This is a genomic window from Massilia violaceinigra (assembly GCF_002752675.1).
Taxonomy (GTDB): Bacteria; Pseudomonadota; Gammaproteobacteria; order Burkholderiales; family Burkholderiaceae_D; genus Telluria_A; species Telluria_A violaceinigra.
In genome coordinates, this window is the sequence record NZ_CP024608.1 from 1,481,494 (window position 1) to 1,494,047 (window position 12,554).

Below are 12,554 nucleotides of genomic sequence, written 5' to 3' on the forward strand. Positions count from 1 at the left end.
TCATCCGTCGTTCATCAAAAGTCTTACGGTTGGATCGTTCAACCAATATGCACGAATATCATCAAAACGTGTTACGTTTGCGCGAAGCTGTCCGGCCCAAAATGACTGCATAAGCTCATCTTCCTCGGCCTCGGCCGTCTTGTACTGTTCGAGAGACTCTTGTATTGCACTGCTCACATCCTGCCTCAAAAATCCTTCCTCCAGACGGTGCTCGCAGGTAGACTCACATTTTGACGGCTCTGGTTGTCCCTTGCTACCGTTGCAAGGGCCAAACTCAGTGCCCGGAAATTTTGTGCAGATTATTCCTTCCCGAACCAAATTCCATGCCTGGCCTTGCAAAGTCAGAATTTCAGCTAGCTCTTTGACGTTGTTAGCGTTCCAGTTTTCTCCGCGCTGATGAATTCGCCTGCCGTGTGCACTCACTGCACTCTTTATTTTTTTCTCAGCTGGTCCACCGTAGAGCGTCGGTTCATCTGATTTAGCAAAAGTCTGCTCCGCTAGGATATGCTCGACTGCGTCCGACGCTCGCATGACACACAGTTCGCGACAAACTTTTTCGACATCAACTTGCAGGGATTTATCGGCGAGCACGTAATACAACGTCATTTCAATAGACTTGTGGCCAAAAACGTCCATTAGTATTTTTGGCGCTTGCGTGAGTGCGAGGGCGACAAGACGAGCTACCGTTTTTCGGAGTCTGTGAGGCTTTAGATTCTGTCCTCCTGGGTTTGTACTTAAGCCAAGCGTCGTCGCTAGTCGGTTTAAGGAATTGCGCAGATTTGTCAGAGGGGCGGACCGATTGCACTTCGCAGTGCCGGGAAGTTGAGCCCACAGATGTGCTGCCGGTCCTGCATTCCCTCTGTGGAGGGCTCGGCGCTTTGCATGTTGCGGTCCAATGCGTTCTACCAGATTGACTAACGTGACCTGCTGCTTTATAGCCTTCATCGCTACCTCCGGCAAGATCCATTCCTTACTTTGTCCTTCGAAATTTTGAACCAGCTTGAACGTTAGTCCAGAAGCGTACGGCTGCCCGTTTTTGCTCAAGTGCAAGCAGTGACGGCTGAGGCTTAATACTTCCGAGCTTCGTGCGCCAGTCGATAGTGTTACTACGAACAGATGAGCCTGCTGGAGGGTCGCCAAAAGCCCCATGACGTCTGCGAAGGAACTTGGAGGCCACGTTGATGATCTATCTTCCCAATCACTGGATGCTTCCGAGGGAATTCGAAGGTTTGACGCGCTCATTTTGGCACTCATATCTGATTGCGCATTTCCGCCAACAGATTTTCCAAGTTGATTAAAACGAATAAGAAATGGCGGGCGAGTTATCAAATTGCCGTAGTTGTCCTTCCACACTGCCGCGTTTAGGTACTTGCGGAGTCGCGTTCGGCGTAGCTGTTCCACTTCTAAGGTGGAGACCGCTGCAAATTCTGTCTCGCTCCAAAGCGCTGCGATTCCTTCTGCTACTTGTAGTAGTGTTGGAGCAAGCTCGTCAATGAGCCAGAGACAGCAACGGCCCATTTGGGCAACATAGTCATCTGGCAAAGGGGAATGGGGTTCAATTGTTCGGATTGCAGGGTATGTTCGTTCACCTGGGGCAGCAATCGCGACCGCTGTCTCCATCATGCCTATACGGGGAGTATCGATCCAATAGCCCCGCTCTGTGAGAACCCGCATCCGCATGATTTCCATACTAACGGCACGCCTTTCGCTCGTATTCAACAGTTGGAGGTCGTCCTCAGTGACGAAAGCGAAGAATTTAAAGGAAGATTTTTTATCGACGCCGTGGTGGATCGTTTTCGCGCGAGCCCGCCAAATATTTTGTACGGCAAGAGCAGCAAGCAACGGCATCGTTCGATAGGCAATTCCCATAATGTTTCCAGGGTCAAGCGACGCAGAACTTCCCTTGCGGCCAAGCCCTACCGGGCCTATCCGAAGTAGTAGCAAATATCTTGTAATGGAAAGAATTGCGTCATCCATTTCGGAAGCGAACAAGTTTTCTGGCGCGTCTAAAATCTGGCAGTTGAACTGAAATCGCTTCCAAAGGAAATGACGGATTCTTCCGGCTAGATCGACTCGCGAGACTACTGCTTGGGTGGAAATACGCGTCCATTTTTTTGGCGTCTCCCATATGCCGATTTCGTGGCCGTTCTCAATCAGAGATTGGAGCAGCTGAATATCGACCTTGTTGAGTCTATGTATGTTCTCTGCCGTCGAAATTCCTTTTGCCCTATCGATTGCCTCGAGAATGCTGCTCTTCCGGCCCTTTTGTGAAACGAGAGGCGAGGGGCTGGCAGCTATGGCTGACCCTGTGTCGGGAAAGGAATCTGTGCTCATCCAGAGTTTCTTTCGTATCCATTCAACTGTATAACTCGATGCGCGCCATCCGCGATTTTTTTCGACCATTCGTCAGTCTTAGCGAGCACGGAAGCTGGGTCGAAGCCTGTCAATGCAAGTTCAGTATTTCTTATTTCTTCAACAAACGATGATTGGATAAATGCGAGGGAAGACATGGTCGACTTCAAGTATTGCAGTTCCGCTAAGCGCATTGTTAGGCCGGGCAAACTATCTGGAAAGATCACTGCATGCTCGACGCATAGAGTGCATCGCTGAACAGAGCACACAGCTTTTCCGTCACGTAGAAAACCTGGCGCGATCCTCTCCGGCGGATCGTGCGGATTTTTGCAGCCTACTCCAAGTCTGCTTCGCTGCAACGACCGATACTTTTCAACACGGTCTCGTTGATCGGCCGTGATATGGCCGTCCTGAGAAATCTTTGCTATAACCGATGCATCAACTCGACCGTTTACCTTTATCTCGTCCCAAAGCGCATCGCTAAATGTTTTGTACAATCGTCGGGATTCCTCGTTGATCAAAGTGTTGTCTAGATAAATTTGGGTCGTGTTTGGCGATTTGTGACCAAGAGCCTTCATAACGTATAAGATCATCCCGCCGCTCAGCGTGTAAGCGTTCGCTGCGAAAGCATCCCGGAAGTCGCTAGGAGTGATACGGCCCAATTGTCGCTCAGAGTTTCTTCGTGTGTTCATATCGGCGATGATTTCTTCTAGAAATGAACTGCCCTGGCCCCTCTTTAGGCCGCTTCCGTAAGTTTGGTTGTGCAGCCATTGAACGTTCTTGTTTGCCCCAACCGCGTACAGCCAGGGAGACCGTAGTCCGCGCTCCAAGTTAGAAATTTCTGAGTGGGCTTTCTCAAAAGTGGTAGAGCTTTTCAACTCGTCATGCATGGCATCTAGCTGCCGTCGCTTGCCCTTCAATTCCCGTGCTAACTTTTCCCGTAAGGGGTGAGTTTGCTTCATTAGGGTCTGGAGAATAACTCCCGGGGAGCCCTGGGACTTAAAGAGCCCTTCACTAATCTGCTCCGAACTGCCGCGCGCTTTATAGCCACGCAGTAGATAGCGGGACGAATCTTTTGGATGCTCAGTCAAGAACTCTTCTTCTACGTCGAGATCAAGCAGCACCGATGGGTTCCATCCTGTATTCGCGAGGCAAAGATTGAAGGCGACGCGTATGTCTTCTGCATTGGGGTAGAAGCCACTCAGCATGAGAGGAATGGACAACCCTTTCATCTTGAAAGCGTCTGAAGAGAGACCGTTATAGAAATGCTCCGCAGTCGGGCGGGGATCTGCAGTCGCTAAAGTTCTGGTGCGAAAATGCAAGTAGTTTGCCTGCAGACGCTCCTCCGTTGCGTTCAGTGGAGAGTAATCCAGCGATAGTAAACAACGGGCTTTCTCCCAGCGAAAAATGGCGGCGAACCACCGATGTTTAAGTTCAAATCGAATCTGGTCTGTCTGCCATTTTGGTGGCAAAGATCTGGGAGCAATCGGTCGCTCTGGAGCAGACCAGTGCAGCGGTGGCGATTGACTGCGCCGCCGTACTAAGTTTGCTAACCTCACAAAGTTACTGAACGCGAGACTCTCCATCGCACTGTCCAATGCTAGTTGTCTATGCACGTCGGTAAGATCGGCGACTGTAGAGACTTTTGGCGCGCCGGAGGACTCCGCAATATCCAGTGCGCGCCACCATTTTCGTAACGCATGCAAATACTGCGAAATCGTGTTAGCGGCTGCGTATTCAACTAACTCTTTCAGCACTGGGGCGATCTCAGCTATTAACGCCGGACGACCGCTGTACCGGCCACTCCATCTTCCTGTGACCGCCTCTTGCTTCGCGCCGGTGTGAAAACTGGTCAGGTCGACCATGATCGACTTCGTTGAATGCCTAGTCCAAAAGCGCAATGGGTCGAGTGTTGGCTCTCGCTCATTTTCTGGGTTGGCCGCGGCTGCAAGTCGCTGCGCGAGTTCCTTCAGGTGATCTTTTTTATAGGTACGAATACTCATCAGTGTTGCTCATGCTTTCGTCGTTATTGAGGGCCTGATTCGTATAAGATGGGCAGACTTTCGCCGAGCGCTGCAATTGCCCACTTGAGATAAATCATTGTTGACGAATCGTGTCTATGGCCTAGTTGAGGTTGTATCTGCAATCTTAGAATGCTCATGGCCGTTGACTCAAGGAGCGCCGCTGCGACCCCGATGCCCAGGTCACGCAAACGCTCATGCCTCTTCATCTCCTGTAACAAAGTCGAGCAGGCCCACCAGTGCCGACCTTGATGAGGAGCCCAACCCTTCACGGGCAGCGCGCCGCAAGTCCATGCGCTGTAGAGTTTCTTAGCCGAGACTCTGCGACCACTTTTCTCGTCAATAAAAAGGTGGACAGCGTCATTCACCCTTCTCCTTTTTTCATCCAATGTTGTGGCCTGGTTCACCCATGTTTTTAACGCCGGCGAACGCATTTTCATTCGATATTCGTGGATCCGCTCTGCTAAGTGAAGTGGAATCCATATGAACCTAGCTGGTCCAATCTTGTCGCCGTGATCGTGTCCGTAGGATGGGCCCTTCGTTCCATACTGAAGTTTGATTTGCACCCGCTGCTGTGCCAACGGCGTACCGGAACTGCTAAGTTCCCAGTCGGACGGATTCAATGGAAGAGTATTGGTTCGCAGACAGCAGAGCTCCTCCCGCCTAAGCCCAGATAGCAAAATCGTCTCGCACATTAATCCTCTTATATGCCCAACCTTTTCGTACACATCTTTTAGCCATATTTTGAGGTCGCTGGACGCCGGCATGTGAATAATTTTGCTCGCCTCACGCACTTTTCCTTTTCTAACGTTGACGTACTGCGCAGCATGACCAACTGCACTTAGTGAACTTCGCCCCTTCAACAGTACGGTGTCACAAGGAATTTCGAAAGGCTGGCGATGGCTATTGTCTTCGAGCCATGATAGGTAGTCGCATGCTTGTTGTACCCTCAGGTTCACCGTGCGCGGCGAGAGGCCGCTGCCATCACATGACCAAATTCCGTTGAGCATTTCCGCTTGATACCGTCCCTGCACATGGTCGCGATATGTGCACGTTACGAGATCGATGTTCCGGAGTTCTGCCCACTCTAAAAAATTAACGAGCCAGTGTGCATAATTGCGCATTGTCTGGTCGCTTGGCGGATTGTTTCGCGCAGGTCCTCTCCTGGTTATCGGATGCCAAATGGCCAAACCTCGATCCAGCAAGTAGTGGCTTGCGAATCGGTGATAGCCGGGCCGCGCATCGAAGATACAGGGAAGATGTGCGGCACGACCGAATCCCGCGCGAGTGGTCGTCGGGTTATCACTGTAATAGACGCTGAATTTCATTTGGTGCCCATGTTGAGGTATAGATGGAAGACTCAGATTGAACTCCATCTAATTCCACAAAGTCTAAGCTATATCGAGAAACAGCACACCGCAATGCGCGAGCGAAATTTCGCCGGGCCGCGGTACCGCGCCGCCGCCCACCAGCGCCACGCCGGACGTGGTGTGATGCGGGCTGCGGAAGGGGCGCGCCTTCCAGTTTTCCGCACAAAAGCCACCGGTGAGCGACTGCACCGCCGCCGATTCCAGCGCTTCCTGATCCGTCATCGGCGGCAGCAGGCCGGGAAAGCGCGACGCCAGCATGGTCTTGCCGGCGCCGGGCGGCCCGACCATCAGCACGCTGTGGGCGCCGGCCGCCGCCACTTCGAGCGCGCGCTTGCTTGAGCGCTGGCCTTTGACGTCGCAAAAATCCGGATAGTCGGGCAGGCGCGTGAGCGCGCGCGGCTGATGGCGGCCGAGGCGGCAGGCGTCATCGCTGGCGCTGAAGTGGGCGCACACCTGCAGCAGGGTAGCGGCCGGGTAAATGACGGCGTCGGCCACCAGCGCCGCTTCGTCGGCATTGGCTTGCGGCAGGATGAAGCCGCGATGCGCGCCGGCTTCGCGCTGCATGGCGAAGGTGATCGCCAGCGCCCCGCGGATCGGCCGCAACTCGCCCGACAGCGACAGTTCGCCCGCGAATTCGTAGCGTCCCAGTTCCCGCGACGGAATCTGTCCCGACGCAGCCAGGATGCCGATCGCGATCGGCAGGTCGAAGCGGCCCGATTCCTTGGGCAGGTCGGCCGGGGCCAGGTTAACGGTGATGCGGCGCGCCGGGATCTGGAACCCGGCATTTTGCAGCGCGGCTTGCACGCGGTCTTTCGATTCGCGCACTTCCGCGTCGGGCAGGCCGACGATGGTGAATTTCGGCAAGCCGTTCGCCAGATGTACTTCGACGCTGACGGCGCGCGCTTCCATGCCGGCCAGGGCGCGGCTGCGTAGAACGGCGAGGCTCATGGTTTCCCGATGGGGCAAGTGATGATCCGGCTGATCATAAGCAGTGTTCACCTTCGCCTATTGATGGCGACCAAACGTGCGGGCATGGCGAGGCCCGATGGACGATGGATTGCCGCATCGTGATAGCCCCAGTGCTATTCGGCAAACTAGCAGATAATTGATGGCTGGAAGCCAATAGAGTGCGCAAGTGGCCTCGCCGGTGGCCATCCACCGGACTCAAGGTCTGGCGGCGCGATCCATATCAGGGACAGGAAATTGATGACCAAGCCTTATCGACAGCGGCCCGTCCGCATTTCAATAATCTTCCTCTTTGCCATTTCCGTGCTTCCGATGCAAGCCGTTCAAGCTCGGGACGACGTTGCATCGCTGATCGCCCAAATCGAAACGCCGCAAACTTTTCCCGACCGTGACGATCTTGACTCCCTCGCTATGGCGGCGTTGATGAAGCGCCTTCGCGTTCCTGGCGTGAGCATCGCTGTGGTCAAGGATTTCAAAATTCACTGGGCCAAAGCCTACGGCGTCGCCGACGCGCAAACCGGGCGCGTTCTGGACACGGCAACCCGCTTCCAGGCCGCGTCGATCAGCAAGCCAGTGACGGCGCTGGCCGCCATGCGCCTGGCGCAGGAGAACCGGCTCAACCTCGACGCCGATATCAATACGATGCTCAAGTCCTGGCAGGTGCCGCGCTCTGCATTGACGCGCAAGCAAGCGGTCACGCCACGTTCGCTGTTTAGCCATACATCGGGCGCGGACGATGGTTTCGGTTTCCCCGGTTACGAGCCAGGCGCGCCACTGCCGACGACGGTCCAGATGCTCGACGGCCGGCCGCCATCGAACGTCGGCAAGGTCGCCTTCGCGCGTGCGCCTTTCGAAGCCTACAAGTATTCGGGCGGTGGATTGACCATCATGCAGCTGGCGCTGACGGAGTTATCCGGGCGCCCGTTTGCGCAGTTGATGGCATCGTCCGTGCTTGGTCCGGCAGGCATGTCCGACAGCTCCTTCGGGCCGCCAGCGCTGGAGCGCGCCGCGCTGGCGCACGATGAACAGGGCCGCCGCATGGGCGCTCCCTGGCGCGTCCATCCGGAGCTGGCCGCCGCCGGCTTGTGGACCACCCCGAGCGACCTGGCCAGGTTCGTCATAGAAATCCAGACGGCTGCGCGCGGTCCAAAGGGCAGGGTGCTGGAACAGCGGTTCGCGCGGGAAATGCTAACCCCGGTCGGGATTGGCCGCTACGCAGTGGGCCTGGCAATCGACCGCCATGGCGACGGGTGGTACTTTTCGCACAACGGTAGCAACTGGGGCTATCGCGCCTGGATGACCGGCCATGTTCGCAAAGGGTACGGGCTCGTCATCATGACCAATGGCGACAACGGCATGCCCCTGATGAACCAGATCGCAGACCGTGTCGCGAAGGCATACAACTGGGATTCGATTGAAAAGCCATAAATAATGCGGGGGACCTGGAGGTCCGGCGTACCGGACCTCCTCTGCTTACTTCTCGCCGCCCTTGCGGGTGATGAACAGGCTGGCCACACAGCTTGCTGCAATGAGCACGGCCACGACGGTCAGCGATGCCTGCACCGGCACGTGATACCACGGCATGATCAGCATTTTCGTGCCGATGAAGGTCAGTACCATGGCCAGGCCATACTTGAGCAAGTGGAAGCGATCGGCCACATCGACCAGCAGGAAGTACAGTGCCCGCAGACCAAGTATGGCAAACAGGTTTGAAGTGAAGACGATGAACGGATCGGTCGTAATGGCGAAAATCGCCGGAATCGAGTCGACCGCAAACACCAGGTCCGTCACTTCAATGAGCAGCAGCACCAGGAACAGCGGCGTGACGTAGCGCAGTCCATCCTTGGTGATGAAAAACCGTTCGCCGTGGTCGCCTTCTGCGACACGCAAATGGCGGCGGGCAAAGCGCAGTACCGGGTTGTTGGCCACGTCGGGCTCCTGGTCGACCGCGACCAGCATGCGCAGGCCGGTAAAGAGCAGGAACGCACCGAACAGATACAGGACCCAGCTGAACTCGCTGACCACCCACGCGCCCGCCGAGATCATCACTGCGCGCATGACAATCGCACCGAGCACGCCGTAGATCAGCACGCGCCGCTGATACTGCTGGGGCACCTGAAACGCGGTGAATATCAGCAGGAACACGAACACGTTATCCACCGACAGCGCTTTCTCGATCAGGTAGCCCGAGAAAAACTCCAATGCCTTTTGGTCCGCGATCTCCGTTCCTACCGTGCCCTTCAGGTACCACCACAGGCCACCGTTAAACAGCATGGCCAGGCTCACCCACACCAGCGACCAGATGCCTGCCTCCTTCACGCTCACCTTGTGCGCCTTGTTGCCCCCGAATACGAACAGATCGAGGGCGAGCATGACGAGCACGAAGACGATAAAAGCTGCCCACATGGGGGCGCTTGCAATGGTTTCTAAACCGTTCATGGAATGCTCTCCGTTGTCCTTGGTCGCTTAGCTTGCCGCGTCGTCATCCAGGTCGCGCAGATCGCCGTCGCGGTCCATATCCGGCGCCTGGGTCGCCGCCAGGCGGGTGTGGGTAAAGTCACGCTTGCGCTCAACCTGCCGCACCACCGCGCGGTCGGCGCGATCCGTAGCGCGGTCGATGGCGCTGTAAAGATCGGCTTCCGTATCTTCGATGATCACTTCCTTGCCCCCGCCGAGCTGCACCTGGATCTTGCAGCGTTTGTCGATGCCGCCGCGCGGGCCGTTGATGTCGGACAGCGACACCGCCAGCCTGCGCATATGCTGGCCGGCCCAGCCTAAGGCGATGGCCAGGCGCTGCTCGGTGTACGAACGCAATGCCTCGGTGAGTACAAATCCGTTTGCCTGAATGGTGACGCGCATGATTTCCTCCTGTTGGGTTAATGGATTCACTATAGTTCGTGGAAAAGCATCGTACAATTCGAATATAATGTGCTGTCAGATCGATTTAATCGATGTATTGAAGGCTTCCATGTCATCATTGAATTTCAAGCACCTGCGCTATTTCTGGATGGTGGCGAAAACCGGCAGCATTGCCAAGGCTGCCACGCAGCTGCATCTCACGCCACAGTCCATTTCCGGCCAGCTCTCCGAATTTGCCGACACGCTTGGCGTGGAGCTGTTCCGCCGTGTCGGACGCAACCTGGAACTGACCGAAACCGGGCGGCGCATCCTGAGCTATGCCGAAGACATTTTCACCACCGGCGACGAACTGCTTGACCTCGTGCGCGACAAGACGTTCACCACGACGATTACTTTCCGTGTCGGCTGCGCCGATTCGGTATCAAAACTGATTGCCTGCCGGCTGGTGGAACCGGCCCTGAAACTAGGGGAACCGGTCAAGCTGATCTGCCGCGAAGGCAGGCTCGCCAGCCTGGTGGCGGACCTGGCGGTTCACCGGCTCGATCTCATCATTGCCGATCGCCCCATGCCGAGTCACCTCAGCGTGCGCGGCTTCAATCACCTGCTCGGTGAAAGCGGCATGACCGTGTTTGCCACCGCGGCGCTGGCGAAGGAGCTTGGTGAAGGATTTCCGGCTTGCCTGAACGGCGCTCCCATGCTGCTGCCCGGCGAAGACTTCGCCATCCATCAGCGCGTCTTGCAGTGGCTGGAAAAGAGCCAGGTGCATCCGCGCGTGGTTGGCGAGTTCGATGACAGCGCGATGATCAAGGCCTTCGGCCAGTCCGGGGCGGGGGTCTTTTTTGCACCGACCGTGATTGCCCGCCAGGTCAGCGATCAATACCGGGTGGTGCCGCTCGGCCGGGTCGATTCGCTGGTCGAACAGGTGTACGCCATCACCACGGAACGCCGGATGAGCCATCCTGCCACGTTGGCAATCAGCACAATGGCGCGCAACACACTGTTTGCCTGAGCTGATGCCCCCGCCGTGTTTCGACGGCCTTGCCGCCCATTTCAGCCGGGCTGGCGGCGGCGCCCGCATGGGCCGGGAACCACGTAAAACAGCGCTCGCGGACTTAGCGCATACAATGCATCCATACACCCGCCCCGCGTCAACGCGACCGGCGGCGTTCGCACATGCTTTCAGAGAACAGGAATATCGATGGATTTTGACGTAGCGGCATGGGAAAAAGAGATCGGCCGGCCAGTACCACCCCTCATGGCCAAGTTCTTCACATGGCTCGCGCCCTATGAATACGGCGACCTCGGCTACTTCGAGCTGGCGCCGGAAAACCTGGCCGGCGGTACCGCCTGGGAAGGCATGGAGCGCTGGGGCGACAGCACCTGGGGCTTCATCAGCCTGCCCGACGGTTCCCTGATCGGCCTGTGCGAAGCGGTGCAGCCGCCTGCCGTCGTGCATATCGGTTCCGAGGGCGAACTGCGAACCCTCTCCGACTCGTTCGAAGCCTTCCTGCTGGCCATCGACGCAGGCGAAACCGACACCGAGATCGATCTCGGCGACGATGAGCTGGAACCGGAGCAGGTGGCTGCGCGCAAGGCATTCAAATCCTGGCTCAACAAGAGCAAGATCGCCGCGCCGGCCGTGAGCGGGCAGTTCGACTTTTCCGCCTACGCCGCAGGTGATCCGCCGGAACGCCGCGCGCCGCCCACGCAGCAGGGCGCCGCGCCCGTCATGGACCCCGGCTACCTGAGCCACATCGACGGCATGGGCGAGCGCCTCAAGATGTTGTGCAGCCTGGTGGGCCGCACCGCCGCCGATCCCGAACTGTGCGCCGTCGCCGAACAGATCTTCGGCAAGGCGCCGCCCCAGTCCATCGGCAATGCCAAACACGACGACAGCATCTGGCTGACCGCGAAAAAGGCCGACGTCAGCTTTCTTTTCAGCCGCAAGGTGCTGAACCCGAACTACGCGCCAGTCCCGATCAGTAACAAGGCCATCTGCCCGTTCCTGGAAAGCGTGTTTCTTGGTGACGCGTACAGCGAGCCAGTCCTGTTCGGTTTGCATGGCGACGCACTGTGGGACGCCATTGCGCAGCGCCTGCCGCAACAGTACAAGGAAACCGTCGATGAGGACGGCGAGGTCGAAAAGGCGTGCACCTTGCCGCTCGATCCGGCACGCGACACCGAACTGAGGCTGTGGATGAACAATGGCCGCACCAATGCCTGCGTGCAAATCGCCCAGGGACGTGAACTCGCCCGGCCCGAAGCGGCCAACCAGATCCACAGCGGCGCTGGCCTGTTCATGCAATGGGCGCTGGAAAACGGCTGGCTCGAGCGCGCCATGTTCCCCGGGCAGGACGAGCTCATCGACTCCATGCGCCGCAGGGAAGCGCGTCCGTCGCAGCTGGTGCAGCTGGGGCTGACGCGCGGGCTGTGGGACACGCATCTGACGGACGAGCCCGGCCTGCGCCAGTTTGCCTACATTTACTTCCACAACATGGACGGCATCTGGATCAATGCCGATCTGAAGACCATGTTCGGCAAGCGCCAGGGCCAGTACGGTCATGACGAACCCGTGCTCGACGACGATCCGGTCGAGATCTACGACGCCTTGTTCGCGCTCTTCACCAAGCAGTTTGCGACCTGGAAGCAAGCCAATTCCCAGGAATTGGCCTAAGGTTCCTTCGGACCGGACTGCAGCGGACCACGCTCCCTGCAGCACCGGTCGCGCCGCTGCGCTAGCCGAGGTCCCCACCTCGACAGTCAGCGCTTGCGGGCAGGCTGCCATCTTGTCCTGGTTAGCATGACATTCCCGCTCCAGTTGGCGGCGGTGATGTCGTCGCCGCCGCTCGCGGCCTTGCCGCCTGGGCCACCCGGCCACGCCATGCAAGCGGCGAAGCTATGCTATTAATCTGATTACCTATGTCAATTGCAGATATTGACTTGGGTTAACACGATTGTTATATTCGTCCAAAAATTACATTTGGAT

Annotated in this window: 8 protein-coding genes and 1 pseudogene; 3 read left to right on the forward strand and 6 right to left on the reverse strand. The window is 57.1% G+C overall.

Annotated elements, in window-relative coordinates; genetic code table 11:
- The 4 genes and pseudogenes from CR152_RS06650 to CR152_RS06655 all read right to left on the reverse strand — a co-directional run.
- Entirely contained in the window at window positions 1-2,403 is a 2,403-nt protein-coding gene (locus CR152_RS06650) for a site-specific integrase (protein WP_099874203.1), read from the reverse strand.
- Window positions 2,331-4,355, reverse strand: a complete 2,025-nt coding sequence (locus CR152_RS32725; protein WP_157778358.1) for a site-specific integrase — start codon at window positions 4,353-4,355, stop codon at window positions 2,331-2,333. The genes CR152_RS06650 and CR152_RS32725 overlap by 73 nt, the downstream gene beginning before the upstream one ends.
- A 23-nt stretch (window positions 4,356-4,378) precedes the next feature.
- Complete coding sequence (locus CR152_RS32730) at window positions 4,379-5,701, reverse strand: site-specific integrase (protein WP_157778359.1); 1,323 nt, start codon at window positions 5,699-5,701, stop codon at window positions 4,379-4,381.
- 72 nt (window positions 5,702-5,773) lie between these two features.
- Window positions 5,774-6,691 (reverse strand): annotated as a pseudogene (locus CR152_RS06655) (YifB family Mg chelatase-like AAA ATPase); the annotation flags it as partial.
- Between the two features lie 441 nt (window positions 6,692-7,132).
- Between CR152_RS06655 and CR152_RS06660 the strand changes: the two are divergent.
- On the forward strand, window positions 7,133-8,137 hold the full coding sequence (locus tag CR152_RS06660) for a serine hydrolase domain-containing protein (protein ID WP_157778360.1): 1,005 nt from the start codon (window positions 7,133-7,135) through the stop codon (window positions 8,135-8,137).
- Window positions 8,138-8,182: 45 nt separating this feature from the next.
- On the opposite strand, the gene CR152_RS06665 is transcribed toward CR152_RS06660, so the two are convergent.
- Both CR152_RS06665 and CR152_RS06670 read right to left on the reverse strand, forming a co-directional pair.
- Window positions 8,183-9,148 carry a TerC family protein gene (locus CR152_RS06665; protein WP_099874205.1) on the reverse strand — a complete coding sequence of 322 codons (966 nt, stop codon included), beginning with the start codon at window positions 9,146-9,148 and terminating at the stop codon, window positions 8,183-8,185.
- Between the two features lie 27 nt (window positions 9,149-9,175).
- Window positions 9,176-9,568, reverse strand: coding sequence for an HPF/RaiA family ribosome-associated protein (locus CR152_RS06670; protein WP_099874206.1), 393 nt, complete (start codon window positions 9,566-9,568; stop codon window positions 9,176-9,178).
- Between the two features lie 109 nt (window positions 9,569-9,677).
- On the opposite strand from CR152_RS06670, the gene nhaR reads away from it, so the two are divergent.
- Both nhaR and CR152_RS06680 read left to right on the forward strand, forming a co-directional pair.
- Window positions 9,678-10,577 (forward strand): transcriptional activator NhaR, encoded by a 900-nt coding sequence (nhaR, locus tag CR152_RS06675; RefSeq protein WP_099874207.1) that lies wholly within the window; start codon window positions 9,678-9,680, stop codon window positions 10,575-10,577.
- Between the two features lie 189 nt (window positions 10,578-10,766).
- Window positions 10,767-12,242 (forward strand): DUF7832 domain-containing protein, encoded by a 1,476-nt coding sequence (locus tag CR152_RS06680; RefSeq protein ID WP_157778361.1) that lies wholly within the window; start codon window positions 10,767-10,769, stop codon window positions 12,240-12,242.
- Window positions 12,243-12,554 lie beyond the last annotated feature (312 nt).

Excerpts from the sequence above, each read along its gene's own strand:
- CR152_RS06650 (WP_099874203.1), bottom strand. The coding sequence starts at position 2,403 with ATGGTCGAAAAAAATCGCGGATGGCGCGCATCGAGTTATACAGTTGAA.
- CR152_RS32730 (WP_157778359.1), bottom strand. The coding sequence starts at position 5,701 with ATGAAATTCAGCGTCTATTACAGTGATAACCCGACGACCACTCGCGCG.
- CR152_RS32725 (WP_157778358.1), bottom strand. The coding sequence starts at position 4,355 with ATGAGTATTCGTACCTATAAAAAAGATCACCTGAAGGAACTCGCGCAG.
- CR152_RS06670 (WP_099874206.1), bottom strand. The coding sequence starts at position 9,568 with ATGCGCGTCACCATTCAGGCAAACGGATTTGTACTCACCGAGGCATTG.
- nhaR (WP_099874207.1), top strand. The coding sequence starts at position 9,678 with ATGTCATCATTGAATTTCAAGCACCTGCGCTATTTCTGGATGGTGGCG.
- CR152_RS06665 (WP_099874205.1), bottom strand. The coding sequence starts at position 9,148 with ATGAACGGTTTAGAAACCATTGCAAGCGCCCCCATGTGGGCAGCTTTT.
- CR152_RS06680 (WP_157778361.1), top strand. The coding sequence starts at position 10,767 with ATGGATTTTGACGTAGCGGCATGGGAAAAAGAGATCGGCCGGCCAGTA.
- CR152_RS06660 (WP_157778360.1), top strand. The coding sequence starts at position 7,133 with ATGAAGCGCCTTCGCGTTCCTGGCGTGAGCATCGCTGTGGTCAAGGAT.